16 protein-coding genes are annotated in these 17,552 nt (G+C 72.7%); 11 read left to right on the top strand and 5 right to left on the bottom strand.

All coding sequences use genetic code 11. The annotated features are described in order from the left end of the window. Positions 1-45: 45 nt before the first annotated feature. Positions 46-1,065: a helix-turn-helix domain-containing protein gene (locus ACQYWQ_RS09640; protein WP_431033779.1), complete on the bottom strand. Its 1,020-nt coding sequence runs from the start codon at positions 1,063-1,065 to the stop codon at positions 46-48. A gap of 151 nt (positions 1,066-1,216) precedes the next feature. Between ACQYWQ_RS09640 and ACQYWQ_RS09635 the strand changes: the two genes are divergently transcribed. The 3 genes from ACQYWQ_RS09635 (at position 1,217) to ACQYWQ_RS09625 (ending at position 2,185) form a co-directional block, all read left to right on the top strand. Next, positions 1,217-1,555, top strand: a complete 339-nt coding sequence (locus tag ACQYWQ_RS09635; protein WP_431033778.1) for a hypothetical protein — start codon at positions 1,217-1,219, stop codon at positions 1,553-1,555. A gap of 91 nt (positions 1,556-1,646) precedes the next feature. Further along, positions 1,647-1,865 carry a hypothetical protein gene (locus tag ACQYWQ_RS09630; RefSeq protein ID WP_431033777.1) on the top strand — a complete coding sequence of 73 codons (219 nt, stop codon included), beginning with the start codon at positions 1,647-1,649 and terminating at the stop codon, positions 1,863-1,865. Then, on the top strand, positions 1,865-2,185 hold the full coding sequence (locus tag ACQYWQ_RS09625; protein ID WP_431033775.1) for a chorismate mutase: 321 nt from the start codon (positions 1,865-1,867) through the stop codon (positions 2,183-2,185). Before ACQYWQ_RS09630 ends, ACQYWQ_RS09625 begins: the two co-directional genes overlap by 1 nt. A 255-nt stretch (positions 2,186-2,440) precedes the next feature. Here ACQYWQ_RS09625 and ACQYWQ_RS09620 read toward each other — a convergent pair whose 3' ends face one another. After that, a complete protein-coding gene (locus ACQYWQ_RS09620) occupies positions 2,441-3,742 on the bottom strand; it encodes a M14 family zinc carboxypeptidase (protein ID WP_431039130.1) in 1,302 nt (433 codons plus the stop codon). 9 nt (positions 3,743-3,751) lie between these two features. Beyond that, complete coding sequence (locus ACQYWQ_RS09615; RefSeq protein WP_431039413.1) at positions 3,752-3,892, bottom strand: hypothetical protein; 141 nt, start codon at positions 3,890-3,892, stop codon at positions 3,752-3,754. A gap of 69 nt (positions 3,893-3,961) precedes the next feature. On the opposite strand from ACQYWQ_RS09615, the gene ACQYWQ_RS09610 reads away from it, so the two are divergent. Both ACQYWQ_RS09610 and ACQYWQ_RS09605 read left to right on the top strand, forming a co-directional pair. Beyond that, positions 3,962-5,158, top strand: a complete 1,197-nt coding sequence (locus tag ACQYWQ_RS09610) for a HesA/MoeB/ThiF family protein (protein ID WP_431033773.1) — start codon at positions 3,962-3,964, stop codon at positions 5,156-5,158. Positions 5,159-5,199: 41 nt separating this feature from the next. Then, complete coding sequence (locus ACQYWQ_RS09605; RefSeq protein WP_431039129.1) at positions 5,200-6,387, top strand: hypothetical protein; 1,188 nt, start codon at positions 5,200-5,202, stop codon at positions 6,385-6,387. A 451-nt stretch (positions 6,388-6,838) separates the two neighbouring features. Here ACQYWQ_RS09605 and ACQYWQ_RS09600 read toward each other — a convergent pair whose 3' ends face one another. After that, positions 6,839-7,636 carry a phosphatase gene (locus ACQYWQ_RS09600; protein WP_431033771.1) on the bottom strand — a complete coding sequence of 266 codons (798 nt, stop codon included), beginning with the start codon at positions 7,634-7,636 and terminating at the stop codon, positions 6,839-6,841. A 469-nt stretch (positions 7,637-8,105) separates the two neighbouring features. Here ACQYWQ_RS09600 and ACQYWQ_RS09595 point away from each other — a divergent pair, with 469 nt between their 5' ends. Beyond that, on the top strand, positions 8,106-9,692 hold the full coding sequence (locus ACQYWQ_RS09595; protein ID WP_431033770.1) for a GH39 family glycosyl hydrolase: 1,587 nt from the start codon (positions 8,106-8,108) through the stop codon (positions 9,690-9,692). A gap of 259 nt (positions 9,693-9,951) precedes the next feature. Further along, positions 9,952-11,163 (top strand): ROK family transcriptional regulator, encoded by a 1,212-nt coding sequence (locus tag ACQYWQ_RS09590; RefSeq protein ID WP_431033767.1) that lies wholly within the window; start codon positions 9,952-9,954, stop codon positions 11,161-11,163. Positions 11,164-11,776: 613 nt separating this feature from the next. Here the strand turns inward: ACQYWQ_RS09590 and ACQYWQ_RS09585 are convergent. Beyond that, positions 11,777-13,093, bottom strand: coding sequence for an enolase C-terminal domain-like protein (locus ACQYWQ_RS09585; protein ID WP_431033765.1), 1,317 nt, complete (start codon positions 13,091-13,093; stop codon positions 11,777-11,779). Between the two features lie 171 nt (positions 13,094-13,264). On the opposite strand from ACQYWQ_RS09585, the gene ACQYWQ_RS09580 reads away from it, so the two are divergent. The 4 genes from ACQYWQ_RS09580 to ACQYWQ_RS09565 all read left to right on the top strand — a co-directional run bounded on the left by ACQYWQ_RS09580 (position 13,265) and on the right by ACQYWQ_RS09565 (position 17,540). Beyond that, a complete protein-coding gene (locus tag ACQYWQ_RS09580; protein ID WP_431033764.1) occupies positions 13,265-14,647 on the top strand; it encodes an ABC transporter substrate-binding protein in 1,383 nt (460 codons plus the stop codon). Then, entirely contained in the window at positions 14,647-15,630 is a 984-nt protein-coding gene (locus ACQYWQ_RS09575) for a carbohydrate ABC transporter permease (RefSeq protein WP_431033763.1), read from the top strand. The genes ACQYWQ_RS09580 and ACQYWQ_RS09575 overlap by 1 nt, the downstream gene beginning before the upstream one ends. Next, on the top strand, positions 15,627-16,529 hold the full coding sequence (locus ACQYWQ_RS09570; protein ID WP_431033761.1) for a carbohydrate ABC transporter permease: 903 nt from the start codon (positions 15,627-15,629) through the stop codon (positions 16,527-16,529). Before ACQYWQ_RS09575 ends, ACQYWQ_RS09570 begins: the two co-directional genes overlap by 4 nt. Before the next feature lie 117 nt (positions 16,530-16,646). After that, a complete protein-coding gene (locus ACQYWQ_RS09565; protein WP_431033760.1) occupies positions 16,647-17,540 on the top strand; it encodes an NAD-dependent epimerase/dehydratase family protein in 894 nt (297 codons plus the stop codon). The last annotated feature ends 12 nt before the right edge of the window (positions 17,541-17,552 follow it).

Raw genomic sequence — 17,552 nt, 5'->3', positions numbered from 1 at the left:
AAAGAGGTGCGCGGGGCGGGTGGCCCGGAGCCGGGGAGCGCGCGGTCAGTCCTCCGCGGGCTCCGGCGCCGTACGTACCGTGCCGGGGCCCAGCCAGCCGCGCTCCATCGCCAGCGCCCCCGCCTGGAAGCGGCTGCGGGCACCGAGCCGGGCGAGGAGTTCGGCCGTGATCCGGCGCCCCGTACGCACCGACACACCGAGCTTGCGGGCCACGACGTCGTCCGTGTGGCCGTCGAAGAGCAGGTCGAGGACGGCCTGTTCCTGCGGAGCGAGCCCTTCCGGGGCCGGCTCCCTGACCACGCCGATCGGCTGCGCCTGCTCCCAGATCTGCTGGAAGAGCGAGACCAGCGCGGTGACGATCCCCGCCCCCTGGAGGACCAGTACGCCGGTCTGGGCGGACTCGGGATCGATGGGCACGATCGCCGCCCTGCGGTCGTAGATGATCATGCGCAGCGGCAGTTGCGGCAGGACCCGCACCTCGCCGCCGAGGTCCTGGAGCCAGCGGGCGTAGTGGAGGGTCGGCGGGTCGTTGCGGATCGAGTCCAGGTAGACGTACCGCAGCGCGAGGCCGCGCGCGACCGCGTCCTGGTCGAGCGGCCGGGCGGCCTTCAGCGCCGAGACCGGCTGCGCGCCGCGCGGCGCGAAGACCTCGATGCTGCTCTCGGCCGTGTGCGCGAGACGCTCGATCTGCGAGTTGATGGCGTCCAGACCGGTGTAGCTGCGCACCGCGTCCGAACGGGTCGTCGGGTTGTTCTCGTACTCGCTGAGCATCTGCGTGATGGCGAGCCGCGAGGAGGCGACGGCCTGCTGGTGCCTGGCCAGCTCCTGCTCCTGCCGGTGGAGCAGCCCGGAGAGCCCGAACTCCGGGTTGACGAGGCGCACTTTGTCGGGGTCCTCGGAGGAGTTCCGTACGAGGGTGAGGGCGGCGAGCGCGTCGAGCGTGGCCTGTACGCGCGAGATGTCCCAGCCGAGTGCGGCGGCGATCTCCGAGACGCCTGCTTTCGGCAGTGTCAACAGCACGCGATAAACGGATTCAGCATCGGAATCAAGGCCGAGCTGTCCCATGCCGGCACTCCTCCCCCCAGAGGCGACTGACTGCCCCGACAACCGAAGTCGCAGGACGGGCCCGACTATTTCAGGACAGCCGGACCGCCTGCAAGCCTACTGGGGGGTAGGCGGATCTGTTCACAGGAAAGCAAGGGGAAGGCTCAAAACCATGTTCCTCGTGACGGCGACCCTGCCGACCGGGCCCGTACCCGGTGAAGAGGCCCTCGATCAGCTCGTCAGGCGGCTCGCCGTGCCCGAGGACCTCCTGGAGCACGTCCACGTGGCACCGCTGCCGGGCGGCGGCAGCCGCCTGACCCTCTTCCTGGGTCACGCGCAGAGCGCGGGCGCCGAGGAATCGGCGGTCCGCCTCGTGGCCCGCGCGCTGCCCCCCGCGGTCGGCGCGGCCGCGACCTGGACGCCGGCCACCGGGCTCAGGGCGGCGCTGGAACAGCTCGGACTCCGGTCCCCTGACAAGGAGTTGCCATCACAGGAGGCTGACACTCAGTGATGCTGACGGCTCGGATCGTGAGTGCCAAACTCATCACGTCAAGCAGAGAACGCCGCAATACAGCGGATTTGACGTAGGGGGACCACCCACCATGAACACGAGCATTCGTCACCGCAGAACCGCCGTCAGCACGCCCTTCGCGCGCCGCCTCGCCGTCGTGACCCTGGTCGTCCTGGGCGCGGCGGGTGTCGCGACGCCCGCCGCCCTCGCCGTGTCCGCCCGTGGGGGAGCGGACATCGTGAGCGTGAGCCCGGCCGACGATTCGGCCCAGCCGACGGTGAGCCCCGACGGCAACACCTGGGGCCCGTGATGAGTGTCCGCGAAGAGACCACCGTGCGCGAGGACGAGGAGACCACGGCGATGGTGATCGCCGGGCTCCGCGAGCGCATCGACCACGTCGACGCCGAGATCCGCGCGCTCATCGCCCGCCGCCGCTCGCTGTCGCGGCAGGTGCAGCGGGCCAGGATCGCCGGAGGCGGCAGGCGCACCGACTTCTCGCGCGAGATGCGGGTCACCTCGCCCTACACGGAGGCTTTCGGCCGCCAGGGCACGACGATCGCGCTCGCACTCCTGGAGATCGGCCGCGGCGCGGGAACCGGCCAGGGCCCCGGCCTCGACGAGGCCGCCTGAGCGGAGCGCCTTCCGGTACGGACCCACCCGGCCCGTACCCCCGCACGGGGCCGCGGGGGCACGGCCACGGGGCTGTGGGGTCACAGGGCCGCGGGGCCGCAGGGGCCGCGGGGACCACGAGGAACACAGGGATACGAGGTGTCGGGGCCCGGCTCGCAGCAGCCGCGTCCCGGCGCCTCGCACGCGTGACGAGGCCCGCACGGGCCGTCGTCCGGCGCCCGTCCGGCGCCCGTCCGTCGTCCGGCGCCCCGCCGTTCAGCGCCTGCCCGCTGCCCTCTCCTCCTCCAGCACCGCTTCCGCCGCCGCCAGCATCGTCGCCGCCTGGTGGCCTGCCTGGTCGCGCGGGGGGACCGGCCGCAGGCCCAGGTGCCTGGCGAAGTCCGCGCTCCACGTGGTCAGGAGGGCGCCGACGCGGGCGCTCAGGGCGGGGGCTCCGGGCGCCCCGGCCCGGGTGAGGAGGTGGTGCAGGAGTCCCGCCGCGCGCAGGGGCTGGCGGCGCGCCGCGATGCCGAGCGCGTCGACGTCGGCCACCGAGAGCGGCGGGCCATCGGCGAGCGACCGCCAGGAGGCGGCGACCAGTTCGTAGAGCCCTTCGCCCATCCACGTCAGGACGCGCAGGCGGGGGTCGCCTGCGGGCAGCAGGTGTCGTGCCTCGGTGACCAGGGCCGTGATCTCGCGCCCGCCGCTGAGGGTCAGTTCGCTCAACGCGCGCAGGGCGGCGCCCGGTTCGGGGTGCGGCGTCGCGTCGTCGGCCGCGCGGCTCGCCCACAGCGGCACCTCGATGATCGCGGTCGTACCGCCGTAAGCGGCCGGAGCGCACCACGTCGAGCGGCCGATCCCCGCCGAGCCCGCCGCGAGCCGGTGGCGCAGCGCGGCCGGGGGCAGGACGTGGACGGCGGGCGCCGGGTGCTCCCAGTGCAGGGCGTCGAAGGTCCCGTACTGGAGCGGGATGCCGTGGTGTGCCGCCGCGCGGGCGAACGGCTTCTCGACGCCGGGGAGCCCCGCGGTGAGCTGGAGGAAGGTGCCGCCCGCCTCGACGTTGTGCAGGGAGCATTGCAGGACGGGACGCAGCGAGGCGACGAGGTCGACGAGCACGTCGGTCTCGGGCAGGCGGTGCCCCTCGATCGGTGCCCACTCCGGTTGTTCGGCGGCGAGCGGGCGGTAGGAGGCCCGGAAGTAGTCGGCGACGGCGCGCGCGGCCGGCGCCGACGACGCGGCCCCGAACGCCTCGGCCGTACCGCTGAGAGCCGCCGCGTCCGGATCGAGGCAGAGGAGGAAGTCCCATGTCACGCGGGTGAGTTCGGCGGCAGGTGACGCGATCTCGCCGCGCAGGAGGTGGCGCGCGAGCGCGAGCGCCGTCGTCGGCCCCGTCGGCTCGTCCGCATGCGCCCCCGCCACGACGAGTACGTGCCGCGGTCCCCGTCCCACCGACAGCAGGAGCAGCGGCCGCCCCTCGCGCGAGGTACCGGCCCGCCGCAGGCGGCCGGCCCCCGCGTGCGCGGAGACCAGCCGCCGTGCCGCCACCGGGACCTCGGCGGCGGTGAGCAAGCGGTTCACCAACGGGGCTCAGCCTCCGCCGTTGCCGCCGGACTCGCCCGTGGTCTCCTTCTTGTCGAGCGGCCGGATCTGGATCTTCTTCGCCATGTCGTCTCCTTCCGATCGGTGGTGCCGCGGGTGCGGCAAGGTGCCCTTGTCATGTTTCGGCACCCCCGTCATCGTTGTCAACGGCGCTTTCAGGCAAGGAAGTTGTGACGGAAGGGGAGCAAGTTGCGGGTGATGCGACGGCCGCGGATCAAGCCGGAGCACCGGGCCTACCGGACGGTGGAGGGGAACGTCAGGATCGGCAGCGTCGTGCACGGCATCGGCTCCGAGGTCGCCGACCCGCAGGGGTGGGTGTGGACCCTCGTCGAGGCGATGGACGGCACACGGGACCGCGGTGAGATCGTCGCCGATGTGCTGCGCGCGCACCCCGGCGCGGACCTGGGCGAGGCGGATCTCCTGGCGGCCGTGGACGACCTCACGCAGGCCGGTTTCGTCGAGGACGCGGGCGCCCCCGAGCCCGTCGCGCTCTCGGCCGCCGAACGCGAGCGGTACGGGCGCGGCATGACGCTCCAGCGCTGGATGGACCTGACCCCCCGCGCCAGCCCCTGGGACCCGCAACTCGCCCTGCGCGCCTCGCGCGTGCTCCTCGTCGGGGTCGGCGGTACGGGGGGCGCGGCGGCCCGCGACCTCGTGGCATCGGGCGTGGGACACCTGCACTGCGTGGAACCCGACACCGTCGAGCTGTCCAACCTCAACCGGCAGACCCTCTTCGCCGAGGCCGATATCGGCCGGCCCAAGCTCGACGCCGCGCTGCGCACCCTGCGCGCCCTCAACGGGGACGTCGCACTCAGCGGCGAGCGCAGGGAGGTACGCGGCCCCGACGATCTCGCCGAGCTGCTCGCGGCCGCCCCGTACGACGCCCTCCTGCTCGCCGCCGACCGGCCCCCTGTCGTACGCCGCTGGGCCAATGAGGTGTGCCTCGCGACGGGCACGCCGTGGGCGGAGGCCGGATACCGGGGGCCGCTCGTGAGCGTCGCGTTGTTCCGGCCAGGTACGGGGGCGTGCTGGGTGTGCCTGCGGGACACCGAGGTCGAGCGGCGGGAGCTGAGCCTGCCGCCGGGCGAGGACGAGGAGATCGCGTCCCCGCGCATGGACTGGAACCCGGTCAACGCCGTGACGGCCCAGCTCTCGGGGAGCCTCCTCGCGCACGCGGGACTCGCCCTGCTCAGCGGCGTTCCGCACATCGAGCCCGGCTGCCGCTTCGGCTTCAACCTCATGCGCCCCGGCGACAACGTCCTCGCCCGTGCCCCCCGCCGCTCCGGCTGCCCGGCCTGCGGAAAGACTGCGGGGGAGGACACGGGGAAGACGACCGAGGGGGCCGCGACGGCGGGCGCGGGGGCGGGGGCGACGGGCGGGGAGCCGGGCCGGTGACGGCGGTGCGCGAGGAGGCGCCGGTGCCTCCCGACGCCCGGGTGCGCCTGCGCGACCTCGTCGTCAGGGAGGACCGCGAGGGCGAGTGGATCGTGGGCCGCATGGCGAGCCGTACCTTCGTCGCGATGCCCGCCGAGGGTGTCCGGGCCCTCGCGCTGCTGCGGGCGGGCACGCCCGTGGACGAGGCCGCGCGGGTGCTGCGCGAGGAGACCGGCGAGGACTTCGATGTGGCGGACTTCGTCACGGACCTCACCGCCCTCGGTTTCGTCGCGCGCGTCGGGAACCGCGAGCTGCCGGACGTCGCGGCCCCTCGCGCGAGCCTGCCCCGGCTGCGCCCCGCACACGTGCGCCTCGCGCTGCACCCCGCGCTCCCGCTCCTGGTCGCCGCCCTCGTCGCCGCGGCGCTCGTCGTCCTCGTACGGCGGCCCGAGCTGCTGCCCGGCTACCGCGACCTGCTGTGGACCCCGCGCGGCAGCCTCGTCCTGCTCACCGGGGCCGCCGCCGGGTGGACACTGCTCTACGCGCACGAGCTGGCCCACCTCGTCACGGCACGCGCGGCCGGGGTGCCCGGACACATCAGGCTCGGCACGCGCCTGCAATTCCTCGTCATGCAGACCGACATCAGCGGCATCGAACTCGCCCCGCGCCGCCACCGCCTGACCGCCTACCTCGCGGGCATCGCCCTCAACCTCTCCTGCGCGTCGGCGGCGCTCCTCGCCCTCGCCACGACCACGCCCGGCTCCGGGCCCCACCGCTTCCTGTCGGCCGCGCTGCTCATCGCGCTGCTGCCGCTCCCGTTCCAGCTCATGGTCTTCACGCGCACGGACGTGTACTTCGTCCTCCAGGACCTGACCGGCTGCCGGAACCTGTACGGGGACGGGCTCGCCCACGCCCGCCACCTCCTGCGGCGCCTGCGGCCCGGCGGGGAGCGGGCCCCGGGTCCGAGCGCGCGGCTGCCCGCGCGCGAGCGCCGTGCGGTCCGCGTCTACAGCGTGGTCCTCGTCCTCGGCACGGCGGTCTGCCTGTCCTTCCTGGCGGCCGTCACGCTCCCCGCCGACGTCACACTCCTCGCCCACGCGGTACGCGACCTGGGCCGGGGCGGCGACCCCGCACGGATCGCCGACGCGGTGCTCGTCCTGGTCATCCTGGGCGGGGTCAACGTGCTGTGGGCGGTGACCTGGTGGCGGGGCCACCGCGCCCGTGCCCGCGCCCGGGCGCCACGCCCCTGACCGGCCACCTCGCGGCGGGGGCACCGCGGCACCGGCGACGGCCGGGGGGCTTCGGCGATCCTCGGGACGGGTGGCGGGCACGGAACACCGCACGCCGTTCGCCCGACGCCCGACGTCGATGTCCGGCCCCCGATGTCCGGTGTCCGGCGCCCGAGCCGTCGGTTCGCCGGGGGCCGTCCCCTCCCGAAGGTGGCTGATCCCCCGGCACGTGGGGGCGCCCCGGACAAGGACGCGTGACCGCGCCGCCCGTGAGCCCCCGTGTGCGCCCCGCCCTTCCCGATGCGCCGTGCCGCGCGGGACTGCGGAGCCGTGGCCGGTGTCGTGGTGCCGTGGGGCGGGCGGCCGCAAGGCGTGGTGGTGGGTGGGGGCTTGAAGCCTGGGCGCCTGGTGCGGTGGGCCGGGCTCCGGCAGGTCGCGTTCCGGGGCTGCCCCCACCTCCCCCGGGTGGCCGTCAGCGGAGTGGGTCGGCGCCCGGCAGGCCTGCCGTGGCGAGGAGGTAGGCGGTCATCGGCTCGTAGAAGCGCGGGTCCACCACGTGGTCGTCCAGGGGGACGGTGACCTGCATCGTTCCTTCCAGCTCGCCGATGAAGAGCGCCGGGTCGTTGCAGTCCGCGTAGCCGATCGCGTCGATGCGGCGCTGGCCCGCGCGGCCCGCCCAGCCGTGGTCGGCGACGACGAGGTCGGGGAGCGCCTCGCCCTCGCGCTCCAGGCCGTCGAGTATCGCGTCCATCGGGGCGGGGGAGTGCGTGTGCCACAGGCTCGCCCCGGCCTCGTACACCGCGACGTCCGCGAACTGCACCACGCAGCCGTCGTCCGCGCGCAGACCGCCCGGGATGCGCACGATGTCGCAGCCCGCCTCGCGCAGCGCCTGCGCGGTACGGCGGTGCAGATCGAGCAGGGCGCCGGGGTGACCGGTCGCGACGAGGACGCGCTGCCCGGCATCGGCGGCCTCGCGCAGGCGGGCCGCCATGCGGTCCAGGCCCGCGAGGGTCAGCTCGGGGTCGATCGTGTCCTGGCCCTGGCGGTGCTCGGGATCGTCGTTCACGCCGCAGCGCTCCGCCATCACGGCGAGCACGTCCTGCTCGTCCGTCCAGCGGTCGCCCAGCTCCAGGCCCAGCCACCAGTTGCGCTTGCCGTTGGCGAGGTGGCGGTAGTGGGCGAGGTTGTTCTCGCGGGGTGTGGCGACGTCCCCGCTGATACGGGTCTCCACGAGGTGCTGGCGAAGGGCGGCGCGGCTCGGTATGGACATGAGGCCCATTGTGCCGTGACCTTGGACGCCTGGCCTGGGCCACGGAAATTCGACCCCTCCGGCCCGCACCTGTGAGCGTGCGAGGAACGGATTACCGGAACGAAGCCCCAGGTGCCCGCGCACCGAAGGGCCCCACCTCCGCCCTGTCCCGGCGACCCCGGCGTCTCGCGTCCGCCTCGGCCTCTGCGGGCCCGGCGTCCCGTATGCGTTCCTGCCCTCCGAGACCCCGGCCTCCCGTGTCCGCCCCACCGGGCCCGGCGTTCCCCCCCGGGCGGGCCTCCGCGGCCCGCCCCCGGCCTCCGCGCCCCTCCCGCCCCACGCCCCCCGCACCCGCCGTCACCGCCCCCCACGCCCCGCCTCCGCCTTCGCCCCCCGCCTTCGCCCCCGCGAGGCCTTGGCTTATGTCTATCATTTTGATTTAATGAGTCCCGCCAGGCCCTCACGCGGGCACCACGAGGGAAGGACCACCATGCCGGGCGACATCTCCGTCAGCGGACACGCGAGCGCCGCCGCGACTCCGCTGCCTCACTACTGGAGCCGTGTCGTCGGCGCGGGCCGCGCCAACGAGGGCCTGCGGGCCGACTGGCAGCGCCAGCTCGCCGAGGCCAAGCGCGAGGCCGGGTTCGAGTACATCCGCTTCCACGGGCTCTTCCACGACGACATGTTCGTCTACACGGAGCGCGAGGACGGCACCCCCGTCTACAACTTCCAGTACGTCGACGCGCTCTTCGACTTCCTCCTCGACCTCGGTGTCCGCCCCTTCGTCGAGTTCGGCTTCAGCCCCCGCGCCCTCGCCCGCGAGACCAACACCGTCTTCTGGTGGGGCGCCCACGGCGCGCCGCCCGTCGACCACGCCAAGTGGGGCGAGCTGATCAGCCGCATCACGAAGCACTGGATCACCCGCTACGGCATCGACGAGGTCCGCACCTGGTACTTCGAGGTGTGGAACGAGGCCAACCTGTGGGGCTTCTTCCACGGCACCCGCTCCGAGTACTTCGAGCTGTACAGGACGACGGCCCGCGCGGTGAAGGCCGTCGACGCGGAGCTGCGCGTCGGCGGGCCCGCGACCTCGAACTTCGTTCCCGACGCCCGCTTCGACAGCGAGAACGAGAACGTCGACGCGCGTGTCGTCGTGGGTGACGAGAACATCGACACGTACGACTGGCGCCCGGTCTGGTTCGACTCCTTCCTCGCCTACTGCGCCGAGGAGAACCTTCCCGTCGACTTCGTCTCGACCCACCCGTACCCCACGGACTGGGCGCTCGACGAGCACGGCCAGGGCCAGAAACTCACCCGCGGCAAGGACGCGACCCCCGTCGACCTCGCCCTCCTGCGCGACCTCGTCGCCAAGAGCGCGTACCCGGATGCCGAGATCCACCTCACCGAGTGGTCCTCGTCCTCCTCGCCGCGCGACCACACGCACGACACGCTCCCTGCCGCGACGTACGTGACCCGCTCGATCCTCCACTCGCTGGACACCGTGCACTCCCTCTCGTACTGGACGTTCACGGACGTCTTCGAGGAGGGCGGCGCGGGCGACGAGCTGTTCCACGGCGGCTTCGGCATGATCACGCTGCCCGGTATCCCCAAGCCGACCTTCCACGCCTACCGGATGCTCCACCGCCTCGGCGACGAGCTGATCGGCAGCGGCGAGGACCACGTCCTCACCCGCGAAGCCGCGAGCGGCCGCCTCACCGCGCTCGCGTACCACTACCCGGTGGAGGAACCGCGCTCGGTCCCCGCCTCCTTCGACAGCCGCGACCTCGCCGACGCCACGGAGGCGAAGGGCACACCGCGCACCCTCACCGTCCAGCTCGAAGGGGTCGCCCCCGGCACCCCCTTCCACATCGAGATCCTCGACACCGAACACGGCAACGCGCTCGGCGCCTGGCGCGCCCTCGGCTCCCCCGAGGCCCCGACCCGCGAGCAACTCGCCCACATCGACCGCCTCGCGCGCGCCACCGACGTGCGCACGGTGCGGGCCGGGGCGGACGGCGTGCTCAGGTACGAGGTCACGCTGGCCCCCTGGTCGCTGGCACTGGTCCAGCAGCTCTAGGGAGGCGCGCGCACAGTCCCCTCGCGGGACTCACAGACTGGCGCGGGGGTGGTGGTACGTAACGGGACGGCGGCACCGGCTCGTGACGCCACCCCCGCGCCGCGGCGTCTCCCGCCGGGCGGTGCTTATGTCAGGCACCGTCCGAGCCGGTAGCATTTCTTCAAATCGACGCACTGGAGGGGCGGGACACACCCCCTCAGGGTCCGGCGCCCGCGCCGCTCCCCTCCGGGGCCGGTAACCGTCCAGGAGAGACCCGAGCGTGACGACAAAAAGGGCGAGTGCCACGAAGACGTCGATCCGGCGCGGGACCAATCTGCCCCGCATGGGGGACTTCAACGAGTCCGTCGTGCTCGACGCGATCCGCCGCCACAAAGCGGGGCTGAGCCGCGTCGAACTCGCCGAGGCCACGGGCCTGTCGGCGCAGACCGTCTCCAACATCACGCGCCGCCTGCTCGATCAGGGGGTAGCCCGCGAGTCGGGCAAGCAGTCCACGGGCAGCGGCAAGCCGCGCACCCTGCTCCAGGTCACGCCGGGGGCGCGGTACGCGATCGGGGTCCACCTCGACCCGGCCGTCATCACGTACGTCCTGCTCGATCTCCTCGGCACGGTCGTCGCGCGGCGCAGCGAGCCGACGCCGCGCGGCGTGCACACGGAGGCGCTCCTCGCCGGGATGGCGGCCTCCGTCGGCGCGCTCGTCGAGGACTCGGGCGTGGACCAGGAGCGGGTGCTCGGGCTCGGCATCGCGGCGCCGGGGCCCGTCGACCCGGTCGCGGGGCTCGTCATCGACCCGCCCGAACTCCCGGGCTGGGGCAGCGTTCCGCTGCGCGAGCGACTGGAGGCCGACACCGGTTTCCCCGCGCTGCTCGACAAGGACGTGGTCGCCGCGGCCGTCGCGGAGCGCTGGTCGGGCGCGGCGACCGACAGCCGCAACTTCCTCTTCTTCTACCTCGGTACGGGCTCGGGCATGGGCCTCGTCGTCGACGACACCGTGCTGCGCGGCTCCTCGGGGAACGTCGGTGAGGTCGGCGGCCTGGGCGCGGCCTGCTCCAGCCGGGCGCTCGTCGAGGAGGCCATCGAACTGGGCGCGCTGGGCCATGAGTTCACGCCCACCGACCCGCAGGACGCGCAGCGCAGCCTGGAGCACCTGGCCCGGATCGCGGCGGACGGCGAGCCGCGCGCGGCCGGCATCATCGACCGCTGGGGCGTACGGATCGGCCGTGGCGTCACGGCCGCCGCGACCCTCCTCGACTCCGACACGATCGTCTTCGGCGGCCCCCTCTGGCCCCTCCTCGCCCCCCGCCTCCTTCCGCTCATCGAGCCGATGGTGGCCGAGTCGCCCTTTGTCAAGCCCGTCCACGCGACGACGGTGACGACGACGGCGATAGGGGAGGACGTGGCAGCGGTCGGCGCGGCCTGCCTGGTCCTGGACCGCACGCTCTCGGCCCAGCCGAGATCCCTGCTGCTGGCCTGAGGAGGCCGCCGGACGCGGGGTCGCGCGGCCGGCCGAAAGCCACCGCTCAGCGGGCGACCTGCCCGCTCGGGCGGCCGGTCGCCGCCCTGCCGGAGCACGGGGCCGGGGCGGGTCCCGCGATCTCCCGCAGGACCGGCGCCCGCCACCGTACGTACGCGGCACCGCCCCGGCCCCGGCGAAAACCCCCGACGCACCGGCCGGAGGGTCCCGTACCCGCGCCGGACCCAGCGGAAATCCGCACCCCCGCCACCGCCCGCGCGGGAAGCCCCGCCCCCAGGCCTGACCCGGAGGACGGCCCCTCCGCGACGCCTGGGCACCGTTCCCCGCCCGGCCCGAAGGCGCCCCCGTACACGCCGAGTCCCGACGGCAAACCGCCCCCGCCGGACCCGAAGGTCGCCCCCGCGCGCGTCGGGTCCCACCGGGAAACCATTCCCCCGTCGGCTCTCGTCGCCCTCCGGTTCGCCGCCCCCCCCGCGGTGCTCCGGTCCCGTCCGCTCGGCGCCCCGCGCCCCGTCCTGGGCCCGGCGGAAGCCCCGATGCGGAGGCCCGGAGTACGCCGGGGCCCGGCGGGAAACCGCCCCCGCCGGGCCCCGGTGGCCTCCGACGGCGCCCGTTAGGGCCGCTGCACGCTGCCGTCCGTGTTGCGGAGCAGGGCCCAGCGGTCGTGGCGCAGCGGCTCGGGGACCGGGTGCTTGCGGGCCGCCGTCTCGTCGAAGTCGACGCCCAGGCCCGGGCGGTCGGTGCCGTGGAAGCGGCCGCGCTCGGGGACGGGGGTGCCGGGGAAGACCTCGCGCGTCGCCTCCTTGAAGGTGGCCGCCTCCTGCACGCCGAAGGCGGGGGAGCTGAGGTCGAGGCCCAGGTTCGCCGCCATGCCGACCGGGCTCACGTCGCCGGGCCCGTGCGGAGCCGTCCGCGCGCCGAAGAGCTCGACGGCGGCGACGAGCTTGCGGGTCGGTGTGAGGCCGCCCAGGGTGGGGATGCGGATGCGGGCGAAGTCGATGACCTGACGCTGGAGCAGGGGCAGGTACATCATCACGTCGTGGTACAGCTCGCCGACCGCGAGCGGCACCGAGCCGGCCGCGCGGAGCTGGTCGAAGTGGGCCGCGTCCTCGGGCGCGAGCGCGTCCTCCAGGAAGAAGAGCCGCGCGTCCTCGACCTCGTGCACCAGCTCGCGGGCCTGGGACGGCGTCAGCCGCTCGTGCGCGTCGTGCAGCAACTCCACGCCCGTGCCGACCCGTTCGCGGATCTCGCGCAGCACGGGCGGTACGTGCCGCAGGTACGCGAGCGAGTCCCAGCTCCCGGCGCGCAGCTCGCGGCGGCGTGCCTCCGCGGCGTCGCGCGGCGCGGTCCCGTACGTGTCCGTGCCGGGCACCGAGACCTGCACGCGTACGTGCCGGTACCCGCGTTCGTGCGCGGCGAGCACCTTCTCGGCGATCTCGCCCGCGTTGTCCCCGTCCACGTGCGTATAGGCGTCGGCGGCCTCGCGCGCCCGCCCGCCGAGAAGCTGGTGCAGGGGGAGCCCCGCGACCTTCCCCTTGATGTCCCACAGCGCGACATCGACGCCCGCGAGCGCGTTCTGTCCGATCGAGCCGCCCCGCCAGTACCCGCTGTTGAAGAGGAGGCGGTGCAGGTCCTCGATGTCCGAGGGGTCGCGCCCGATGAGCATCGGCGCGTAGTAGTCGTCGACGACGGAGCGGATGGCGAGGGTGCGCTGCGGGTCGGAGGCGCAGCCGAGCCCGTACAGGCCCGGCTGGTTGGTCTCGACGCGCACGATGACGTACGGGCAGCCCTGCGGCGCGGTGAGGAAGGTGCGTACCGCCGTGATGCGCAGGTGCTCGGAGCCGTCGGCGGGCGCGCTCCAGGGAGCCGCGGCCAGGATCTCGGCGGAGGCGTCGGGCGAGGCGGAGTCGGAGTGGGCGGACGAAGCCATGAGAGCCCTCCGGGAAGGCTGTGTCGGTGCGGTGGCGGAAGGTTTTTCCGCGGTTTTTCCGTGCGGTTACGACTGTTGACACCGTACATCAAGTCGATTTAGATTCCAGGAGCTGCTTCGAGAGAAGCCGAAGGGGCTGAACGGACAGCTCTGAAGAAAGGCGCTGGGAACGTGAAAAGACTTCTCCCAGTCGCGCGCCGTACTTCCCTCCTTGCCACGGTCGCCGCGCTGAGCGTCCTGGCCACGGGGTGCGGTGCGAGCGGCGGCGGGACGGGTTCCAAGCAGGGCGAACTGTCGATGTGGACGTTCAAACAGTCCCACGTGGCCGCTTTCCAGGCGGCCGCGGAGAAGTTCACCGCTGAGACCGGGACCAAGGTGCACATTCAGGCGTACACGCCTGACGACGCCTTCTCGACCAAGATCCAGGCCGCGGCGCGGACCAACGACCTGCCCGATGTCATGGAGGTCCACGCCAAGGGCGAGGACTTCGGCCTCGGGGGCGCCGGGCTCATCGACGACCTCTCGGACGACATGGACAAGGAGTGGCTCGACCGCTTCATCCCGCAGGTCAGGGAGGACGGCACGATCACGGAGGCGGACTACGAGAACTCCCTCGCGGAGGGCTCGAAGACGCTCGGGGTCGAGGAGGGCGACCGCTACAGCGTCCCGATCACGGTCGGTACGCAGGGCATGGTCTACCTCAACAAGGACCGCGCCGCGCAGGCCGGCATCACCGAGGCCCCCGCCACCTGGGAGGACTTCATCGCCGACCTGGGCAAGCTGAAGAAGGAGTTCGGCGGCAAGGGCGGCCTCACGATCGGCCTCAAGTCCCCGTCCACCGCGCTGGAGTGGATCATGCAGCCGATGGCCTACGGGCTGCTCGGCAAGGAGCGCTTCCAGGAGCTGTTCGGCAAGGACCCGTCCAAGGGCTGGTCGAGCGCCGAGGGCCAGAAGGTCCTCGACACCTACATGCAGGTCCAGCCCTACTGGATGCCCGGCAGCCAGACGAAGACCATCGACGAGGCCGACCTCGCCTTCGCGCAGGGCAAGGCCAGCGTCGACGTCGGCGGTACGTACACCCTCGCCTTTCTCGCCGACAACGGCTACGACGTCGGCAACCTCATGACGTTCCCCGTGCCGCCCCCCGCCGCGGCGAAGACGCCCGACCTCCAGATGGCGCCCTTCTCGCTCACCGGCCTCGCGCTGACGAAGAAGACGCGGAACAAGGAGGAGGCCCTGGAGTGGATGAAGTTCCTCTCCAGGCCCGATATCGCCGCGCTCTTCGGCAAGAAGGCCAACGACGTCCCGCCGAACAAGTTCACCGACGCCCAGGCGAAGAAGCTCGGGCCCACGCTGAACTCGATGCAGGCGAGCTTCGGCACCGACCCCGACGGTTACAACCCCACCATCACCACGTACCGTCCCGCTATCTACGACGCCGGCAAGGTCGGCGCCGTCCTCGCTCAAATGACCCCGCTCAAGACGCTCTCGCCGAAGAGCACAGGGTCCCGGATGAGTTCAATGATGAAGTCCTACTGGGCGGAGCAGGGCTAATGGCCACTGACATCGACGCGGCCCCGGCGGCCGTGCCCCCTCAGCCGAGAATCCAGGCGCCGAAGAAGCCGCGCGCCCGGTTCAGGGAAAGGCGGAACGAAGCCGCCTGGGGATACCTCTTCGTCGCGCCGGCCGTGATCCTCTTCCTGATCATGGGTGCCTACACCGTGGTCTACGGATTCGGCCTGAGTTTCGCGCAGTGGAATGGCTTCTGGCCCGAGTGGCATTGGCGCGGGTTCAAGAACTACTCCGACCTGCTCGGTGGTTCCCCGACGTACTGGCCCATCGTGAAGAAGGCCGCCACCAATACGCTGTGGGTGGTCATCGGGGTCCCCGCCCTCACGGTGCTCATCGCCTTCCCGCTCGCCATCGTGCTCAATTCGGTGAAGCGCTTCCAGGGAATTCTGCGGTCCGTCTACTTCATTCCTTATGTCACGACCGGTATCGCCGTCTATTTCGCCTGGAACTACATTCTTGAGCCCGGAGGGGCGATCAACCTGCTCCTCAAGGCGGTCGGCCTCGGCAGCCTCCAGGAGCCGCAGGGCTGGCTCGGCAACCCGGACACCGCCCTCCCCACGATGATCGTCGTCATGGTGTGGTCGGCCGTCCCCGTCGCCATGCTGCTCTACCTGACCTCGCTCCAGTCCCTGGACTCCTCGCTCATCGAGGCCGCCCAGATCGACGGCGCGGGCTGGCTGCGCACCACGACCTCCGTGATCTGGCCGCTCATGAAGCCCATCACCGTCGTCGTGATCCTGCTCAACGTCCGCGACTCGCTCCAGGGCTTCCAGTCCTTCCTGATCATGACCAACGGCGGGCCCGGCGACTCCACGAGCGTCCTCGGCCTGGAGACGTACCGCCTCGCCTTCCTCAACGAGATGTCCCCGACCCTCGGCCTCGCCAGCGCCCTGGGCTGGCTCCTCTTCCTCGCGGCCCTCGTCGTCGCCTTCATCAACCAGCGCGCCATGAGGAGGATGGGATGAGCACCACGCTCAGCGCCCCCCGCGCCGCCGCGCCGGGCGCGGTCACCGGCAGGCGGACCACGAAGAAGGGCACGCCGGTCACGAAGGTCGTCGTGCGCACCGTCGTCGGGCTGCTCCTCGCCGCCTACGCGGCCGTGAGCCTCTACCCCTTCCTGTGGATGGTCTCCGCCGCCTTCAAGACCAACTCCGAGGTGCAGGAGGGCGGGCACCTCATCCCGCACCACCCGACCCTGCACACCCTGACCGACACGTGGAACCGGCTCGACTTCTTCGACTACTTCCTCAACAGCGTCAAGGTCACCGTGCTCACGACGGTGCTCGTCGTGGTCATCTACTCGGCCGCGTCCTACGCCTTCGCCACGCTGGACTTCCCGGGCAAGAAGTGGCTCTACCGCCTCTTCCTCGTGCTCCTCTTCGTGCCGGGCGTCGTGACCCTGCTGCCCGTCGTGCTCCTGGAGTCCAAGATGGACATCCTCGGCACGCACTGGGGCCTCATCCTCCCCGGCGTCAACGGCAGCGCCCCGCTCGCGATCCTCATGCTCACCAACAGCTTCAACGCGGTCCCCGGTGAGCTGCGCGAGGCGGCCCGCATGGACGGCGCGGGCGAACTGCGGATCTTCGCGCGCATCTACCTGCCGCTGACCCGCCCCGCGCTCATCACGATCGCGCTGCTCACCGCCATCCCGACGTGGAACGAGTACCAGCTCGCCAGGATCTCCCTCAACGATCCGGGCAAGTACACGCTGCCGATCGCGCTCCAGCAGCTCCAGTCGTCGAACGTCGTGCAGTACAACTCGCTCATGGCGGCGGCCCTGATCATGGTGATACCCGTGATCATCCTCTTCCTCTGCGCCCAGCGATACTTCGTCAACGGGCTCGTGGGGGCGGTCAAGGGGTAGCGCCCCGCCGGTTTCCCCCCGGGGAGACGCACGAGGCCCGGCGGTCAGCCCCGCCGGGCCTCGTGGTGCCCCCGCGCAGCCCCACCGCACCACCCCGCACAACTCAGGAGTACCAAGGTGACCCAAGAACACGAGGCCCCGCACGGCCGTACGGTGCTGGTGACCGGCGCCACCGGGGACATCGGCCGCGCCGTCGTCGCCGACCTGCTCGCCCACGGGTACCGCGTCGTCGGCGCCGATCTGCGCGCCCCCGGGGCGGAGACCGGCTGCGCGGCCTTCGTCGCGGGCGACCTCGCGGACGCGGCGACGGTGAGCGGGGTCTACGACGCGCTCGAAGCGACTGCCGGTGAGCACGGCGTCGCGGGCGTCGTCCACCTCGCCGCGTACCCGGCGCCCGGCATCGTCTCCGAGGACGAGACGTTGCGCAGCAACGTCCTCGCCGCGTACCTCGTCCTCCAGGAGGCGGGGCGGCGCGGCATCGGGCGCGTCGTCGCAGCCTCCAGCCTCTCGGCGGTCGGGCTCGCGTGGGCGGGCCGCGATCTGCACCCGGTGTACGTGCCGGTCGACGAGGAGCACCCCAACGTCACGGTCGACTCCTACGGCCTCTCGAAGGTCATGTCCGAGGAGGCCGCCGCCTTCACGACGCGCCGCTTCGGCACCGCGACCGTCATGCTCCGCTTCCCGTTCGTCGGCATGGGCGAGCGCCTGGAGAAGCGCCTCGCGGGCACGCACCAGGACCCGGGCCCCATGCGGCGCGAGCTGTGGGGCTGGCTCCACACCGAGGACGCCGCCGCCTCCGTACGGGCCGCGCTCACCGCGCCGCTCACCGGGCACCACGTCGTCAACGTCACGGCGCCCGACACCGAGGCCCTGGAGCCGAGCCGCGAACTGCTCGCCGCCTACCACCCCGACGCGGAGATCCGCGGCGATTTCGGCGGGCACGACTCGTTCTTCGCCACCCGCCGGATGCGCGAGGTCCTGGGCTTCACACCCCGGCACACCTGGCGCTGAGCCCAGGAAGCC

Origin of the sequence: Streptomyces sp. P6-2-1 (assembly GCF_050613165.1) — a bacterium.
Classification (GTDB): Bacteria; Actinomycetota; Actinomycetes; order Streptomycetales; family Streptomycetaceae; genus Streptomyces.
The sequence above is the reverse complement of the archived record's forward strand: the minus strand, read 5'-3'. Positions and strand labels throughout refer to the sequence as shown.